11 protein-coding genes are annotated in these 18,000 nt (G+C 70.0%); 1 reads left to right on the forward strand and 10 read right to left on the reverse strand.

The window, feature by feature from the left end; genetic code table 11:
• Positions 1 to 53 precede the first annotated feature (53 nt).
• The 4 genes from uvrC to uvrB all read right to left on the reverse strand — a co-directional run bounded on the left by uvrC (position 54) and on the right by uvrB (position 8,197).
• The gene (gene uvrC / locus DEI86_RS03205; protein ID WP_111048811.1) at positions 54 to 2,075 is read right to left on the reverse strand and encodes an excinuclease ABC subunit UvrC; all 2,022 of its coding nucleotides are present in this window, start codon (positions 2,073 to 2,075) and stop codon (positions 54 to 56) included.
• A complete protein-coding gene (gene uvrA / locus DEI86_RS03210; protein ID WP_258376450.1) occupies positions 2,076 to 5,105 on the reverse strand; it encodes an excinuclease ABC subunit UvrA in 3,030 nt (1,009 codons plus the stop codon). It abuts the gene before it with no gap.
• A 103-nt stretch (positions 5,106 to 5,208) separates the two neighbouring features.
• Positions 5,209 to 6,123: an SDR family NAD(P)-dependent oxidoreductase gene (locus DEI86_RS03215; RefSeq protein WP_111048812.1), complete on the reverse strand. Its 915-nt coding sequence runs from the start codon at positions 6,121 to 6,123 to the stop codon at positions 5,209 to 5,211.
• Positions 6,113 to 8,197: an excinuclease ABC subunit UvrB gene (gene uvrB / locus DEI86_RS03220; protein WP_181434794.1), complete on the reverse strand. Its 2,085-nt coding sequence runs from the start codon at positions 8,195 to 8,197 to the stop codon at positions 6,113 to 6,115. Before uvrB ends, DEI86_RS03215 begins: the two co-directional genes overlap by 11 nt.
• Before the next feature lie 193 nt (positions 8,198 to 8,390).
• Between uvrB and DEI86_RS03225 the strand changes: the two genes are divergently transcribed.
• Positions 8,391 to 9,725, forward strand: a complete 1,335-nt coding sequence (locus DEI86_RS03225; protein ID WP_111013273.1) for an MFS transporter — start codon at positions 8,391 to 8,393, stop codon at positions 9,723 to 9,725.
• A gap of 50 nt (positions 9,726 to 9,775) precedes the next feature.
• On the opposite strand, the gene DEI86_RS03230 is transcribed toward DEI86_RS03225, so the two are convergent.
• The 6 genes from DEI86_RS03230 to DEI86_RS03255 form a co-directional block, all read right to left on the reverse strand.
• Positions 9,776 to 11,101, reverse strand: a complete 1,326-nt coding sequence (locus tag DEI86_RS03230) for an acyltransferase (RefSeq protein WP_111048813.1) — start codon at positions 11,099 to 11,101, stop codon at positions 9,776 to 9,778.
• A 46-nt stretch (positions 11,102 to 11,147) separates the two neighbouring features.
• Positions 11,148 to 12,689, reverse strand: a complete 1,542-nt coding sequence (locus DEI86_RS03235) for a class I adenylate-forming enzyme family protein (RefSeq protein WP_111048814.1) — start codon at positions 12,687 to 12,689, stop codon at positions 11,148 to 11,150.
• A 49-nt stretch (positions 12,690 to 12,738) separates the two neighbouring features.
• On the reverse strand, positions 12,739 to 13,830 hold the full coding sequence (locus DEI86_RS03240; protein WP_111048815.1) for a hypothetical protein: 1,092 nt from the start codon (positions 13,828 to 13,830) through the stop codon (positions 12,739 to 12,741).
• 63 nt (positions 13,831 to 13,893) lie between these two features.
• Positions 13,894 to 14,508, reverse strand: a complete 615-nt coding sequence (gene coaE / locus DEI86_RS03245; RefSeq protein ID WP_111048893.1) for a dephospho-CoA kinase — start codon at positions 14,506 to 14,508, stop codon at positions 13,894 to 13,896.
• 69 nt (positions 14,509 to 14,577) lie between these two features.
• Positions 14,578 to 16,035 (reverse strand): 30S ribosomal protein S1, encoded by a 1,458-nt coding sequence (rpsA, locus tag DEI86_RS03250; protein WP_111009129.1) that lies wholly within the window; start codon positions 16,033 to 16,035, stop codon positions 14,578 to 14,580.
• Between the two features lie 225 nt (positions 16,036 to 16,260).
• Positions 16,261 to 17,949, reverse strand: coding sequence for a DUF885 domain-containing protein (locus tag DEI86_RS03255; protein ID WP_111048816.1), 1,689 nt, complete (start codon positions 17,947 to 17,949; stop codon positions 16,261 to 16,263).
• Between the last annotated feature and the right edge of the window lie 51 nt (positions 17,950 to 18,000).

Here is an 18,000-nt window from a genome sequence, read left to right on the forward strand (position 1 = left end):
CGCGCTCCGTGGTCACCGTGCGGTGTGGTCGTCATCGGACTGGTCCGCCCAGGCTAGCGGCTCACCGAATGGAGCGCGGGCAGATCCGGCGCTTCGGGCGCTGACCCGGGTTCGGGCGCTTCGGGCGCTGATCCGGGTTCGGGCGCTTCGGGCGCTGACCCGGGTTCGGGCGCTGACGTCGGTGCCGACGCGTCGAGCTGTCTCCGGATGGCAGCGGCCGTCGCCGGACCGATGCCGGGGACCTCGGCGATCTCCTCCGGTGTCGCATCGCGCAGCCGAGCCACGGACCCGAAATGCTTGAGGAGACCGTTGACGCGCGTCGGACCGAGGCCGGGGATCTCGGCGAGCCGGCTCCGGACATCGCGCTTGCGCCGTGTCCGCTGGTGGGTGATCGCGAACCGGTGCGCCTCGTCACGGATCCGCTGGATCAGGAACAACGCCTCGGAGTTCCGCGGCAGGATCACCGGGAAGTCATCGCCCGGTAACCAGATCTCCTCCAGGCGCTTGGCGATCCCGCACAGCGCGATGTCCGTGACGCCGGCGTCGGCCATCGCCCGGGCAGCGGCCTCGACCTGCGGCTGACCGCCGTCGACGATGAGCAGCTGCGGTCGGTACGCGAACCGCTTGGTGCGTGTGCCCTGCTCGACGACCTCGTCGCTGGTCGGGTCCGCCACGGTCGGGAGGTCGGCGTCCTCGTCGAGCCGCGCGAGGCGTCGTGACAGCACCTGGTACATGCTGTCCGTGTCGTCACGGGACTCGGCGATCGTGTAGCGCCGGTACTGGTCCTTCCGTGGCAGGCCGTCCTCGAAGACGACCATCGACGCGACGATGTTCGTGCCCTGCAGGTGGGAGATGTCGTAGCACTCCATCCGCAGCGGCGCCTCGGTCATCCCGAGGGCGTCCTGGATGTCGGCGAGCGCGGCGGAGCGGGTCGTGTAGTCGGCCGACCGCTTGGTCTTGTACAGCATCAGGGCCTGGGCAGCATTGACCGTCGCGGTCTTCGCCAGGCCGGCACGGTCCCCACGCTGGGCTGTGCTGAGTCGTACCGCGCGGCCACCACGCTGTTCGGACAGCCAGGTCTCGAGGGCGTCGGCGTCCTCGGGCAGCGCCGGGACGACGACCTCGCGCGGCGGCTCCTCGGCTCCCGCGTACACGCTCTGCACGATCTGCTCGACGAGCTCGCCGGTGCTGATGTCGAGCTCCTTGTCGACCACCCAGCCCCGCACGCCTCGGATCCGGCCACCCCGCACCGTGAACTGCTGGACCGCGGCCGCGAGTTCGTCCTCGGCGACACCGAACAGGTCGAGGTCGACCGAGTCGCGGAGCACGACCGCGCTCTTCTCGAGCACCGCCTCGAGCGCCTCGACCTGGTCGCGGTAGCGGGCCGCTTCCTCGTAGTGCATGGCGTCGGCGGCGGCTGCCATCCGTGCACGACGTTCGCTGATGACCCGCCGGTCGTAGCTGCCCATGAAGCGGACGAACTCCTCGACGATCGCCCGGTGCTCCTCGATCGACACCCGACCGGAGCACGGACCGCCGCACTTGCCGATCTGCCCCGGGAAACAGGGCCGCCCGGTCTGCATCGCGCGCTTGTAGCTCGAGTCCGAACAGGTGCGGATCGGGAACACCTTGATCATCAGGTCGATCGTGTCGTGCACCGCCCAGATCTTCGGGTACGGCCCGAAGTACTTGGCGCCCCGGATCTTCCGGTTCCGCGTGACCATGACCCGAGGGGCTTCGTCCCCGAGGGTGATCGCCATGTACGGGTACGACTTGTCGTCCCGGAACTTGACGTTGAAGGGCGGATCGAACTCCTTGATCCACGTGTACTCGAGCTGGAGGGCCTCGATCTCGCTCCCCACCACGGTCCACTCGACGCTCGCCGCCGTGAGGACCATCCGCCGGGTCCGCTCGTGCAGGGTCGGCAGCGGTGCGAAGTAGTTGCTGAGGCGAGCACGGAGGTTCTTCGCCTTGCCGACGTACAACACGCGCCCGTCGGCGTCACGCCACCGGTACACGCCCGGGTCGGTCGGGATCTCGCTCGCTCTCGGTCGCCACGGGACGGTGTCCGCCACCTACCGGACCTCCGCCGCGACCCGACTGCGTCCGGCCACGTGGTCCGCCGACCGACGGTCGACCGCACGCTGCGCGCCCACTCGGGCGTCCTGGGCATCGAAGATCTCGCGGAGGAACACGCCCGTGTGACTCTCCGGCACGTCCGCGACGTGTTCCGGCGTCCCCGTGGCGAGCACCGTGCCACCACCCGACCCGCCCTCGGGGCCCATGTCGACGATCCAGTCCGCCGACTTGATGACGTCGAGGTTGTGCTCGATCGTGATGACCGTGTTGCCCTTGTCGACGAGCCCCTGCAGCACGAGCAGGAGCTTGCGGACGTCCTCGAAGTGGAGTCCGGTCGTCGGCTCGTCGAGCACGTACACGGTCCGCCCGTTCGAGCGACGCTGCAGTTCGGTCGCGAGCTTGACGCGCTGGGCCTCACCACCGGAGAGCGTCGTGGCACTCTGACCGAGACGCACGTAACCGAGTCCGACGTCGACGAGGGTCTTCATGTAGCGGTGGATCGCCGAGATCGGCTCGAAGAACTCGGCCGCCTCGCTGATCGGCATCTCGAGCACCTCGGAGATGTTCTTGCCCTTGTAGTGGACCTGCAGGGTCTCGCGGTTGTAGCGCGCACCGCCACAGACCTCGCACGTCACGTAGACGTCCGGCAGGAAGTTCATCTCGATCTTGATCGTGCCGTCGCCCGCGCAGTTCTCGCAGCGCCCGCCCTTGACGTTGAAGCTGAAGCGACCGGGCCCGTAGCCGCGGGTCTTGGCCTCTTGCGTCTCGGCGAACAGGTTCCGGATCCGGTCGAACACACCGGTGTACGTCGCGGGGTTCGACCGCGGGGTCCGGCCGATGGGCGCCTGGTCGACATGCACGACCTTGTCGAGCTGGTCGAGGCCCTTCACGCGGGTGTGCTTGCCCGGGATGTGTCGAGCACCGTTGAGCTGGTTGGCGAGCACCTTGTAGAGGATGTCGTTGACGAGCGTCGACTTGCCGGAACCACTGACCCCGGTGACGGCCGTGAACACCCCGAGGGGGAACTGCACCTCGACGTCCTTCAGGTTGTTCGCCCGTGCCCCCTGGACGGTGATGACGCGCTTCCGGTCGACGCGACGACGCTCTGCAGGGAGCTCGATGGCACGACGCCCCGCGAGGTAGTCCCCGGTCGTCGAACCGCGGTTGTCGAGCAGCTCCTGGTACGGCCCCGAGTGCACGATCCGACCGCCGTTCACGCCCGCACCCGGGCCGACGTCGACGATCCAGTCGGCCGTCCGGATCGTGTCCTCGTCGTGCTCCACGACGATCAGCGTGTTCCCGAGGTCGCGCAGCTTGACCAGGGTGTCGATGAGACGCCGGTTGTCCCGCTGGTGCAGGCCGATGCTCGGCTCGTCGAGCACGTACAGCACGCCGGTCAGGCCCGAGCCGATCTGCGTCGCCAAGCGGATCCGCTGGGCCTCCCCGCCGGAGAGCGACCCTGCACCACGAGACAGGGTCAGGTACGACAGCCCCACCTCGAGCAGGAACTCGAGGCGCGCGCGGATCTCGCGCAGCACGGCGGCCGCGATGTGGGCCTCCCGAGGGGTGAGGGCGAGCGACTCCATGAAGGCGTGGGAGTCCTCCAGGCTGAGGTCGCAGACGTCGGCGATGCTCCGGTCCGCGACCGTCACGGCGAGCACCTCGGGCTTGAGGCGCGTGCCGTCGCAGACGGGACACGGGACCTCGCGGAGGTACCCCTGGAACCGCTGGCGCTGCGCGTCGGTCTCGGCCTCGCCGTACTTGCGCTCGATGTAGGGCATCACGCCCTCGAAACCACTGGTGTAGCGCATCTCACGGCCGAACCGGTTGCGCCAGGACACCGACACCTCGAAGTCCTTGCCCGTCAGGATGGCTGCCTGGACGGCCGGGTCGAGCTGGTTCCACGGGGTGTCGAGCCGGAACCCGAGCTCCTTGCCGAGTCCCTGCATGAGCTTCTCGAAGTAACTGTAGAGGCCGCCCGTCCCCGTCCACGGCAGGACGACGCCGTCGGCGAGGCTCGCCTCGGGGTCGCCGAGCACGAGGTCCGGATCGACCGACATCCGTGTACCGAGGCCTGAGCACTCGGGGCATGCTCCGAACGGCGCGTTGAACGAGAACGTCCGGGGCTCGATCTCGGTGAGCGCGAGCGGGTGGTTGTTCGGGCACGAGAGGTTCTCGGAGTAGGTCCGAACCGCACCGGGGCCCTCGTGGTCGACGAGGTCGATCGAGACGGTGCCGCCGGTGAGCCGGAGTGCGGTCTCGAGCGAGTCGGTCAGGCGCCCGAGGACGTCGTCCGACGCGACGAGGCGGTCGACGATGACCGCGATGTCGTGCTTGACCTGCTTCTTCAACGTGGGCGGTGTGCTCAGTTGCACGCGCTCGCCGTCGACGATGGCCCGCGCGTACCCGGAGGCCGCGAGTTCCTGGAAGAGGTCGACGAACTCGCCCTTCTTCTTCGACACGATGGGTGCCAGCACCTGGAACCGCGTACCGGTCTCGAGCGTCATCAACTGGTCGGCGATCTGCTGCACCGACTGCTTGCTGATCACCTCGCCGCACACCGGGCAGTGCGGAACGCCGATGCGCGCCCACAGCAGCCGCATGTAGTCGTAGACCTCGGTGATCGTCCCGACCGTCGAGCGCGGGTTGCGGTTCGTCGACTTCTGGTCGATCGACACGGCGGGGCTGAGTCCCTCGATGAAATCCACGTCGGGACGATCCACCTGCCCGAGGAACTGGCGCGCGTACGCCGACAGCGACTCGACGTACCGACGCTGCCCCTCGGCGAAGATCGTGTCGAACGCGAGCGAGGACTTGCCCGAGCCGGACAGACCCGTGAACACGACGAGGGAGTCCCGCGGGATCTCGAGGTCGACGTCCCGCAGGTTGTGCACGCGCGCACCCCGGACGCTGAGCGTCGAGGTCGAGGTCCCGGAGATGCTGGCGCCGGGGACGTGCGGCTCGCCGGGTTGCCCGAAGGCCGCCAGATCGGAGGAAGGAGTACCGCGGTCGGAGGTGATGGTCATCACCTCGATTCTACGAAGCCCGTCTGACATCCGGCCCGCCCCGCGCGTCCCACGGGGTTCGCCCCTCGCGGACAGCGGCGGCCGGCCCGGCACACGTCCGGGGTCAGACCGACGTGGCGGCGGGCTCGCGACCCACGACCGCCGCCGAGGCCTCCCAGAGGCGCGCCGCCGCGGTGCGATCGTGGGCATGGGGTTCCGCGGGGACGACGGTCGCCCCTCCGCGCAACTGGAACCATCCGTCCGGGCCCCAGTACGCGCCGGATCGGACGTCATCGCCCACCGCGGCGTGCACGAGCGGGACGGCCCCGGCGTCCTTGCCCTGCGCGACCAGACGGCCCCCGACGCGGAGCCACGGTGCTCCGGGTCCGGACGGCACGACCCCCGGACGCGACGGCGACAGCGAGTCGAGCGCGAGACCAGGGTGCGCCACGACGCTCCGCACGGAGGAGCCGCTGTCCGCGAGACGCTGGGCGAGCTCGAACCCGAACAGCATCACGGCGAGCTTGCTCCGCGCGTACTGGAGGTAGTTCACGTAGGGATCCGCCCGGAAGGGGTCCCGCCCGTCGAGCCGGACCCTGCGGTGGCTGATGCTCCCGACGTGCACCACGCGACCCGCCGTCCGCTCGAGCAGCGGCAGCACCTGCGCCGTCAAGGCGAAGTGCCCGAGGTGGTTCGTCCCGATCTGCAGCTCGATCCCCTGGGCGGTGCGACGTTCCCGGCGCGACCCCACGACCCCCGCGTTGTTCACGAGGGCGTCGACCGGTCCGAGACCGGCGATGGCGTCGGCCGCCTCCGTGACGCTCCTGAGGTCGGCCAGGTCGACGAGGACCTGCGCGATCGATGCGTCCGGTGCCGCACGACGGATCGCCTGCTCGGCTCGCGCAGCGCGCTCCCGGTCGCGGCACGCGAGCACGACGCGGTGCCCCGCCACGGCGAGCTGCTCGGCCGTGAAGTACCCGAGGCCAGCACTCGCCCCCGTCACGACGACGGTGCGCCGGACCGCCGGATCACCGGACATGTCCGGCGGCCTCCATCTGTCGCAGGGCCTTCTTCAGGTCCTGGACCTCGTCACGGAGCCGCGCGGCCAGCTCGAACTTCAGCTCGCCGGCCGCCTGCAGCATCTGCTCGTTGAGGTCCGCGATCGTCGACTCGAGTTGGCTCGCACCCTCGGCCGCGAGGCCTTCGCGGCGGAGGTTCGGCGTGGGCGAGCGACGGGCGTCGCCGGCCCCGCGGCGCTCCAGGAGCTCGCGGGTGTCGGCGCCCTCGCGCGCGAGGACCTCGGTGATGTCCGCGATCTTCTTGCGGAGCGGCTGCGGGTCGATCCCACGCTCGGTGTTGTAGGCGATCTGCTTCTCGCGACGCCGCTCGGTCTCGTCGAGCGCCTGCCGCATCGAGTCCGTGATCTTGTCGGCGTACATGTGGACCTCACCGCTGACGTTGCGAGCGGCACGACCGATCGTCTGGATGAGCGAGGTGGACGACCGGAGGAAGCCCTCTTTGTCGGCGTCGAGGATCGCGACGAGCGACACCTCGGGCAGGTCGAGCCCCTCGCGCAGCAGGTTGATGCCGACGAGCACGTCGTACACGCCCTGCCGCAGTTCGGTCAGCAGCTCGACGCGCTTCAGCGTGTCGACGTCCGAGTGCAGGTAGCGGACACGCACGCCCGCGTTCCCGAGGAAGTCCGTGAGCTCCTCGGCCATGCGCTTGGTCAGGGTGGTCACGAGGACGCGCTCGTCCCGGTCCACACGGATGCGGATCTCCTCGAGCAGGTCGTCGATCTGCCCCTCACTCGGTTTGATCACGATCTGCGGGTCGACGAGCCCCGTCGGCCGGATGATCTGCTCCACCACGCTGTCGGTCACACCCAGCTCGTAGCGGCCGGGCGTCGCCGACAGGTAGACCTTCTGACCGACGCGGTCGAGGAACTCCTCCCACGTCAACGGGCGGTTGTCCATCGCGCTCGGCAGCCGGAATCCGTGCTCCACGAGCGTGCGCTTGCGTGACGCGTCGCCTTCGTACATGGCGCCGATCTGCGGCACGGTGACGTGCGACTCGTCGATGACGACGAGGAAGTCGTCCGGGAAGTAGTCGATCAGGCAGTGGGGCGCCTCGCCGGGGGCGCGGCCGTCGATGTGACGCGAGTAGTTCTCGATGCCGCTGCAGAACCCGATCTGCTCCATCATCTCGATGTCGAACGTCGTGCGCATGCGCAGCCGCTGGGCCTCGAGCAGCTTGCCCTGCTGCTCGAGTTCGGCCAGGCGCTCTGCCAGTTCCTCCTTGATGGTGCCGATCGCGCGGTGCATCACGTCGGTGGCGGCGACGTAGTGCGAGCCGGGGAACACGGTCACCGCGGGCAGCTCCTTCACGACGTTGCCCGTGAGCGGGTGCAGCGCCGTCAGGGCCTCGATCTCGTCGCCGAACATCTCGATGCGGATCGCGAGTTCCTCGTACACGGGGATGATCTCGATCGTGTCGCCACGCACGCGGAACGTGCCCCGGGCGAAGTCGACGTCATTGCGCTGGTACTGCATCGCCACGAAGCGGCGCACGAGCGTGTCCCGCGAGATCTGCTGTCCCACCTGCAGCGCGAGGGACGCGTTCATGTACTGCTCCGGCGTACCGAGGCCGTAGATGCAGGACACCGTCGAGACGACCACGGTGTCCCTGCGGCTCAGCAGGGAGTTCGTCGTCGAGTGCCGGAGCCGCTCGACCTCGGCGTTGATCGACGAGTCCTTCTCGATGAAGGTGTCGGTCTGCGGGACGTACGCCTCGGGCTGGTAGTAGTCGTAGTACGAGACGAAGTACTCGACCGCGTTGTTCGGGAGCAGACCGCGGAACTCGTTGGCGAGCTGCGCGGCGAGCGTCTTGTTGTGGGCGAGCACCAGGGTCGGCCGTTGCACCTGCTCGATGAGCCACGCGGTGGTCGCCGACTTGCCCGTCCCCGTGGCGCCGAGCAGGACCACGTCCGTCTCGCCCGCGTTGATCCGCCCCGCGAGTTCCGCGATGGCGGCCGGCTGGTCACCGCTGGGCTCGTACTCGGAGATGACCTCGAACCGACGGAGGGCTCGGGTGGGTTCGATCATCGTGGTCATGCCGTCGATGCTAAGCGCGACGACCGACAGCGGCCCGACTGGTTCGCGGCGGGCTGATCGCTCGCGCGTATCCTGGTGTGATCACGCTCCAAGATGGCTGATAGGGACCGGCGATACCGTGATCGACCGTGGGGAGGCGCTCAGGTCGCCGGCTCCACCGCTCCCCCGCTCACTCCGAAGAACAGGACCCGCGATGACCACCGCAGCGAAACCGGCCGCGGCCCCCGTACCCGTCAAGGCGAGCCCCTTCCGCGGACGCCTCCGCGGACGGGTCCTGCTCCTGCTCTGCGTCATGTACGCGATCTCGTACATCGACCGGACGAACATCTCGACCGCCCTCCCCGAGATGGCGAAGGACCTGGACCTGTCGACGACGGCGCAGGGTGCGATCGTGTCCGCGTTCGCGCTCCCCTACGCCTTCGTCCAGATGGGCGGCGGCTGGCTGGGCGAGAAGATCGGCCCGCGTCGGTCGCTCCTCGCCATCGGTGTCCTCTGGGGCGTCGCGACGATCTGGACGGGCCTCGCGGGCGGCGTCCTCAGTCTCTTCCTCGCTCGCGCACTCCTCGGCCTCACCGAGGGATCCGCGTTCCCCACCGCGACGCAGGCGATGAGCCGGTGGATCCCCCGGGACCGCAACGGGTTCGCCCAGGGGATCGTGCACTCCGCCTCGCGGCTCGGCAACGCCCTCGCCCCGCTCCTCGTCGCGGCGATCATCGCCGCCGCCGGCTGGCGCGAGTCCTTCATCTACGTCGGCCTGCTCAGCGCCATCTGGGCGGGATTCTGGTGGTTCCTCTTCCGCGATCGTCCGGAGACCGCACCCGGCATCTCGCAGCGGGAGCTGGACGAACTCCCGCCCGCCCAGGTCCGCGCCACGCGTCCGCCGGTCCCGTGGCGCCAGCTCATCAAGCAGATCCTGCCGGTCTCGTTCGTCGACTTCGGCTACGGCTGGACGCTCTGGGTGTTCCTCACCTGGATCCCGTCATTCCTCGCCGACTCCTACCACCTCCCGCTCACGACGTACGCCGGCTACACGTCGGTGATCCTCCTCGCCGGCGTGATCGGCGACACCGTCGGTGGCATCGTCTCGGACCGACTCATCCGTCGTGCCGGTGATGCGCGCAAGGCCCGGCGCACGGTCCTCCTGATCGGGCTCGTGGGTTCCGCGGTGTGCCTGCTCCCGCTGCTGTTCTCGCACCACCTCTGGCTCGCGTCCGCCTCGCTCATGCTCTCGTTCTTCTTCCTCGAGCTGACGAACGCCAACCTGTGGGCCATCCCGATGGACGTCGCCCCCCAGTGGTCGGGCACCGCGAGCGGCATGATGAACACCGGCTACGGCTTCGCCGGCGTGTTCTCCCCCATCGTGTTCGGGTGGCTCGTCGGGGTGTCCGGGTGGCAGTGGCCGTTCGCCCTGTCCGTCGCACTCCTCCTCGGCGCCGCGATCGTCGCCTGGTTCATGAACCCGAGGCGCCTGACGGTCACCGACGGCGTGCTCGAGATCGGCGTCCCGGCGGCGGAACGCATCGCCTGAGACCACGACGGACGGGCCGTCCCACCTGGGTGGGACGGCCCGTTCGCGGATCACCGCTCGGCGTGCGACCCGCCGACGTCGTCCGTCTCGCCGACGAGCGCGTCATCCGGTTCGACTGCCTCGCTCGAGCGCTCGCGTCCCGCGTCGCGGACGGCACGAGCCGTCGTCGTGGTCGTACCGCCAGCGGACGCGAGCCGCTCCCGTCCGCGGCGCCGGGCCTCCCGGGCGCTCCGGGACCCGAGCGACGGACGCCCGGTGAGCGGGATGCTGAGCGGCGTCCAGCGGAACAGTTCGGTGATCGCGACGGCGAGCACGATGACGAGCACGTACGTGACCGGCGTGAGCCACGGCTGCGCGACATGCCGCTCCAGCCAGCTGTCGCCGTAGAGCAGCAGGAAGATCACGAACGGGTGGCTCAGGAAGATGCCGAACGACCGGTCGGACCCGTAGTCGATGACGCGCGCCAGGAGGGTCGAGGGGTCGCGTCGGTCGGCCCACGCCGCGCCGAGCGCGAGGAAGCCCATCCCGATCGCGGCGCTCCAGACGACCTCGATCGGCTGCAGCGGGGTGCCGGCCGCGTACAGGGACTGGCCGAGGAGCACCTGCCCCGCCCACACGGCGAGGGTGAGCACGCCGACCCCGGTGACCCCCCAGCCGATGAGTCGCCGACGCACCCGGATCCAGGTGAGGAACGCCTCCGCGTGGTCCGCGGCGACGGCACCCGAGACGATGAAGAAGACGTACATGAAGAAGAACTGCTTGCTGTACCCGTGCATCCAGTCGAACGAGTGCGGCCAGTACTTGTACGCGCCGTAGACGACCAGGTTGACCACGAGCGCGACGACCGTCAGCAGCACGTGGTGACGGCGCGTGCGTCGGACCAGCCACATGATCGCCGGGAGCAGCAGGTACACCTGCATGGTCACGAGCAGGAAGTACAGGTGGTACATCGCCGTGCCGGTCACGATCCCGTGCGCGAGGTCCGTCACCAGGAGCGGGACGTCCCCGCGCTCGGTCGCGCTGAGGAGCCACGCCGACCCGACGTACACGAGGGACCACGCCAGGTACGGCACACCGACGAGCAGGAACCGCTTCGGCCAGAACTGCGACATCGGCTTCGGTCGCAATGTGTAGCTGTAGACGAGGACGAACGCCGTCAGCGAGAAGAACACGAGGCGGGTGAAGTGCAACAGCGCGAGCAGGGCGTAGTAGAAGTGGTTGTCCGACGCGGTCGTGTGGCTCGTCGTGTGGACGCCGATCACACACGCGAAGGTCAGGATCCGCAGGACGTCGACCTCGTACAGGTGACGCGGGCGGCCGTTCTGCCGTGTCGGTGTGGTGACGTTCGTGTCGGTGGCGGCGGGGGCGGATTGCACCGCTCAAGGCTACGGCGTGATCCGATGAAGGTCCCGCAGGCGGTGACTACTCCACCGAGGCCATCGCCCGCACGCGCGCGCGCTGCACCTTGCCGGTCGGCGCCCGGGGCAGGTCCGGGACGACGATGATCTCGACCGGCCGGCGGAACCGGGTCAGCTGCGCCGCGCAGCGGGCGGTCAGGTCGGCGACGAGCGACGCGGCCGCCGTGTCCTCGCTCGGTTGCGGGATGACGTAGGCGACCGGGACGTGCCCGAGGATCGGGTCGGGGCGCCCCACGACCACGGCCTCGAGCACGCGCGCGTCGCCGAGCAGGACGTCCTCGACCTCGGACGGGTAGACCTTCTCGCCTCCGCGGTTGATGACGTCGTCCGATCGACCGGCGAGCGACACCCACCCGTCTGTGGAGATCGAGCCGAGGTCGCCGGTGGACAACCAGCCCTCGGCGTCGAACCGCTCGGAGGCCCGGCCGAACAGGTACCGGCTCACGACCCCGGGTCCGCGGATCCACAGCGCACCGACCTCGCCGGCCGGGAGGAGCGCGCCGTCCTCTCCACGGACCTGGACCTCGGAGCCGACGGGGACGCCGACGGAACCGGGTCGGGGCGCTGAACCGAGGGGGGTCGCGGTGATCTGGCTGGCACCCTCGGTCATCCCCCAGCTCACGACGAGCGGCGTCGCACCGAGGGCCGCTCGGACCGGGTCGGGAAGTGGGGCGGAGGCGCTCCGGACGAACCGGAGACCCGCGGGGAGGTCGAGCGGCCCCGTCTTCGCGAGGACGGCGAGGACCGCCGGCACGGCGTTGAGCCAGGTGATGCGACGCTCGGCCAGGAGCTCCCAGAAGCCGGTGCGTCGGAACCGCTTGTCGAGCACGAGCGTCGAACCGGCCACCATGGTGGCGAGCAGCCCGACGACCTCGGCGTTGACGTGGAACAGCGGGAGCGAGTTGAAGCCCCGGTCCTCCCGGGTGAGCTCGTTGTGGTCAGCGACCGCTCGTGCCACGAACACGAGCTGGGGTTCGGGCAGTTCGACGCCCTTCGGCGTGCCCGTCGAACCGGACGTGAACAGCACGACGGACCCGGTGTCGAGCGCGTCGGGAGCGCTCGACGGGACGGTGCCGGCCACGACGTCGATCGGGTGACCGGTGGCGGGGTCGATGTGCGCCGCCGCGGTCCCGGCGATCGTGGCGTCGTCTGCACGGTCGGAGACGACGAGGGAGGCGCCATGGAGCAGGTCCGCGAGGCGCAGGGGCTCGGAGGTCGGCTGCCCGGTGTCCACCGGGACCGCACGACGGCCGGAGGACAGCGCTGCGAGGTGCACGACCGCGAACGACAGCGGGTCCCCGAGATCCACGAGGACCGCGCCGGAGGGGGCGATCCCGAGGTCGTCGAACACCGACGTCCAGGCCTGGACCGCTTCGGCGAAGGCCCGGTACGTCAGCACCCGGTCGGACCGGGCGTCCTCCAGGTAGTGGTGGTCCGGGTCGTCGGTTCCCCGACGTCGGATCAGGGCGGCGAGGGTCTCCGCTGACCTGTTCCCGGAGCCTTCCGGATGCCGGTCTCCGCTGACGTCGTCCACTCCACGTTGCACTCGCCCATGCTATTGCGGCTCCCTATGAACGTGCAGAGGCGCGGGATCCTCACCCCCGGGACGGCGTCGGTGCCGCGGAGCGCGTGGGGTTCGGCTCGTGGGTCTGCGGGAGCGGGAACCGCGTCAGCATCCAGTGCCACAGCGGCAGCATGCGCGGGGTGCCGTTCGCCTGGAGCGGGGTGGCGTCGTCGATGATGAGCGAGTGCGCCTGGTCGGGGTCACCGACGTCCAGCCGGGTGAGGATCGCGTGCGGGTCGCCGGATGGAGGCCGCGTCGTCGTGACCGACGGGCCGTGCGGACCGTCGAGACCGAGCACGCGCCACGAGCCGCGGATACGCGGCCCGAACACGTCACGCACGTCGTCGATCGCGTACTCGCGGGTGATCGGCGTGACACCCGGGCGGTCCATCCACGCCGCGTGCGCCGCCCCGTCGGACTCGACGGGCGACGAGAACATGAGCGCACCGAGCACCGGTCGGATGTGCGCGATGAAGGCCGCCTCGCCGCCGCCCTGGGAGTGGCCGGCCACCACGATGTGGTCCCAGGCGATGTGACCCGCACCGTCCACGAAGCGGTTCCATCCGCCCGCGGGGTCCGCGCTCGACAGGTGCGCCACGGCGTCCCGGAGGCGAGCGGTGATCGACCCGGCAGGTCCGACGTCGCTGAACTGGGAGGCATCGGTGCCGTCGAACCGGTTCCGCTGGACCTGCGTGTAGCAGCGGGGGTCGTTCTCGCACGTCCCGGACAGCGTCGTCCCGAGGTTCCAGTAGTCGAGTCCGAGCACGTTGTACCCGGCCTGGGACGCGACCGACAGGAACGTCCGGTAGTCCGCGGGGCGCGCCCGCGTGGCGGGCAGGAACAGCAGCAGGGGGCCGTCGCCGACCGATCGGGACGCGAAGTCCGTCGCGTTCGGCGTGAGGCGCTGCCCGTCGACGGCACCGATCCGGAACCGACGGAAGTCATGCGTCTCCGCGGGCGGGCCGACGTGGCCGAGCGACCCCGACGGGCCCCGGGGAGCCTCAGCGGTGGCCTGCTGGTGCTCGGACGCCGTGTCGACCACGACCACGACCGCGACCACGACGGTGACGGCGAGTACGACCACGAGCAGGGCATGGAGGGCGTGACGCGCGGCCGAGGACACGTGCGGGGACGTTACCGGACGTCGCCGCGCGCAGGCTGCTTGCTCCCTGACGGGTCAGAAGAACTACTCAGGTTGAGACGCGACGATGCGGTCCCACACCTCGTCCGCAGCGCGGATCGTGTCGGCTGGCGAACCGGTCGCGTCGACGACCAGGTCCGCGAGCGCGAGCCGCTCCTCGTCGCTCGCCTGTGCCGCGACCCGACGTTCCGCGTCCCCACGCTCCATGCCACGGTGGCGCACCAGGCGGTCGATCCGGTCCGGAGCGGGCGCGTGCACGACGACCACGGTGTCGAAGCGGAGCGGCCGTCCCTCCTGGGCCTCGGCCAGCAACGGCACGTCGTAGACCACCACGGCGTCGGGATCGGCCCGCTCGGCCTCGGCGAAGCGCTCCTTCGCGATGCGCCACACCTCGGGGTGGATGATCGCGTTGAGGGCGGCGCGCGCCTCCGCGTCGCGGAAGACGACCGCGCCGAGGGCCGGGCGATCGAGGGACCCGTCCGGCGCGATCACCGCCGGGCCGAACCGCTCGCTGATCGCCGCGAGCCCCGGGCTCCCGGGCGCGACCGCCTCGCGCGCCAGGAGGTCGGCGTCGACGACCACCGCGCCGCGCTCCGCCCAGCGCGCGGACACCGTCGACTTGCCCGCCGCGATGCCACCCGTCAGTCCGATGATCCGCACGTCCACCACCTTAACGGGCGAGAGCCCGGCACCCTCGTGGGTACCGGGCTCTCGGGACGCGTCGGGCGGTCAGCTGTTCGAGCTGAGCCGCTCGCGCAGCGCCGCGAGCGAGGCGTCGTCGGCCAGGGTGCCCTGACCAGCCGTCTCGCTCGAGAACGACGACCCAGCGGACGCGGCGGGCGCGTCGAAGGGCGTGGACTCCTCGGCGATCGACGCGGCGACCTGCTTCTTGTGCGCTTCCCAGCGAGCCTGAGCAGCCGCGTACTCCTTCTCCCACGCGTCGCGCTGGGTCTCGAAGCCCTCGCGCCACTCGTTGGTCTCCGGGTCGAAGCCCTCGGGGTACTTGTAGTTGCCCTGCTCGTCGTACTCGGTCGGCATGCCGTAGAGCGCCGGGTCGAACTCGTCGCCCTCGGGGTCGACGCCCTCGTTCGCCTGCTTGAGGCTGAGCGAGATACGGCGACGGTCGAGGTCGATGTCGATGATCTTGACGAAGACCTCGTCACCGACGGACACGACCTGCTCCGCGAGCTCGACGTGCTTGTTCGACAGCTCCGAGATGTGCACGAGGCCCTCGATGCCGTCGGCCACACGGACGAACGCACCGAACGGCACGAGCTTCGTGACCTTGCCCGGCGCGACCTGACCGATCGCGTGGGTGCGGGCGAAGACCTGCCACGGGTCCTCCTGCGTCGCCTTGAGCGAGAGCGACACGCGCTCGCGGTCGAGGTCGACCTCGAGGATCTCGACGGTGACCTCCTGGCCCACCTCGACGACCTCGCTGGCGTGCTCGATGTGCTTCCAGGAGAGCTCGGACACGTGGACGAGACCGTCGACGCCGCCGAGGTCGACGAACGCACCGAAGTTGACGATCGACGAGACGATGCCCTTGCGGACCTGGCCCTTGTGGAGGTTGTTGAGGAACGTCGTGCGCGACTCGGACTGCGTCTGCTCGAGCAGGGCGCGGCGCGACAGGACCACGTTGTTGCGGTTCTTGTCGAGTTCGAGGATCTTCGCTTCGATCTCCTGGCCGAGGTACGGCGTGAGGTCACGGACGCGACGGAGCTCGATGAGCGAGGCCGGGAGGAAGCCACGGAGGCCGATGTCGACGATGAGACCGCCCTTGACGACCTCGATGACCGTGCCGGTCACCACGCCGTCGGACTCCTTGATCTTCTCGACGTCGCCCCACGCACGCTCGTACTGCGCGCGCTTCTTCGACAGGATGAGACGGCCTTCCTTGTCCTCCTTCTGGAGGACGAGGGCCTCGACGTCGTCGCCGACCTCGACGACCTCGTTGGGGTCGACGTCGTGCTTGATCGAGAGCTCGCGGGAGGGGATCACACCCTCCGTCTTGTAACCGACGTCGAGGAGGACCTCGTCGCGGTCGATCTTCACGACGGTCCCGGAGATCAGGTCGCCGTCGTTGAAGAACTTCAGGGTCTTCTCGACCTCGGCCAGGAAGTCATCAGCCGAACCGATGTCGTTGATGGCGACCTGCTTAGGAGCCTTGGTCGTGGTGGTTGTCATGTAGAGATTGCTCCGAACGGGCATTGATCGGGCCATGACGATCGGGGTCCCCCTGGCGAGCACGGGAGGTCCGTGCACGCTTCGGCATGGCGAAGTGGATGCTTGACGCGGATTGCGCCGCACCAGTCTAGCCGGGCCTCCCCCACGGTCACAACCGCGAGCGGGACCCGCGACGCCTCCGTCCCGGGACCCCCGGCAGGGGGTGTAACCGCCCCGGGGCGGGCGTCATTCCCGCTCGGGGAGCAGCGCCGACCGGAGCGTGTCGAGTCCGACCCCGCCGAGGGCCAGGGCGTCGCGGTGGAAGGCCCGCAGGTCGAAGTCGGCACCGGCACGCGCCGCGGCCTCGTCGCGGATGGACTCCCACACACGCTGACCCACCTTGTACGACGGGGCCTGTCCCGGCCAGCCGAAGTAGCGGTCGACCTCGAACCGGACGAACGCGTCGTCCATGTTCACGTTCTGTCGCATGAAGTCGAGCGCGTACTCGTGCGTCCAACCACCGCCGTCGGGGTTCGTCTTCTGCAGGTGCACCCCGATGTCGAGGACGACGCGGGCCGCCCGCATCCGCTGGCCGTCGAGCATGCCGAGGCGGTCGCCGTCGTCGTCGAGGTGGCCGAGCTGCTCCATGAGCCGTTCCGCGTAGAGCGCCCAACCCTCGACGTGTCCCGAGGGGCCGGCGAGCTGACGCCGCCACGTGTTGAGCTCGCCGCGGTTGTAGACCGCCTGGCTGATCTGCAGGTGGTGGCCCGGGACGCCTTCGTGGAACACCGTCGTCTTCTCGCGCCAGGTCGCGAACTCGGTCACGCCGTCGGGCACGGACCACCACATGCGGCCCGGCCGGCTGAAGTCGTCGCTCGGGCCCGAGTAGTAGATCCCGCCGTCGTGGGTGGGGGCGATCCGGCACTCGAGGCGACGGATGGGGTCCGGGATGTCGAAGTACGTCCCCGCCAGGGCCTCGACCGAGGCGTCCGAGGTCTCCTGCATCCAGGCGCGGAGTGCGTCGGTGCCGTGGAGCTTCCGGGCCGGGTCCTCGTCGAGCACCGCGATCGCCCGGGCGACGCTGGCCCCGGACTCGATGCGGTCGGCGATGCGCTCCTGCTCGGACCGCATCCGCGCGAGCTCCTCGAGCCCCCACGCGTAGGTCTCGTCCAGGTCGACGACCGCGCCGAGGAACCGACGGGAGTGCAGCTCGTAGTCCTCGCGTCCGACCGCGTCCACCGGGGTGGCGAGCGGCATCAGCTCGTGCTCGAGGAACCGACCGAGCGACCGGTACGCGGCAGCCGCGACGGCGGCGCCACGGGTGACATCGGCACGGACCGACTCCGGCAGCGCACCACCGTCGTCGAGGGCGGCGCCGGCGGCCAGCTCGTCGAAGAACCCGCCGTCGCGGGCGTTCCGGAGGGCCTGCTGCGCCACGGCGGCGACCTGTCGCTTCGCGGGGGTCACGCCCTCGCGCGTCCCCTGCAGCAGGGTCTCGCGGTACCCCTCGAGCGCGTCGGGGAGCGCGGACAGCCGGTTCGCGATGTCCGACCAGTCGTTCGCCGTCGCCGTCGGCATGAGGTCGAGGACGTCCCGCAGGTGCTGCGCCGGGCTCGCGATGACGTTGAGGTCCCGGAGGTGGAGTCGCCGGTCGTACGACTCGACGACCAGGTCGAGTTCCGCGCCGAGGTCCGTCTTCGTCACGCGGTCGATCGCGTCGACGGGCTCCGCGGCGTCGAGGCTCCGGCGGGCCGCGCGTGCGGCGTCCGCGAGGGCGTCCGCTCCCGCGGGCGACGTGTCACCGTACGCACCCTGCCGACCGCCCACGCCGATGTAGGTCCCGATCGTCGGGTCGAGGTCGACGAGTGTCGTCACCCAGTCCTCCGCGACGCGGTCGACGGCGGACGGATTGCGGACAGGACGCTCGGAGCTCATGGTGCGACCATACCGACTCCGCGATCCGGGAGGCCCGGAGCGACCCCGGCG

Source organism: Curtobacterium sp. MCBD17_028, assembly GCF_003234875.1.
Lineage (GTDB): Bacteria > Actinomycetota > Actinomycetes > Actinomycetales > Microbacteriaceae > Curtobacterium.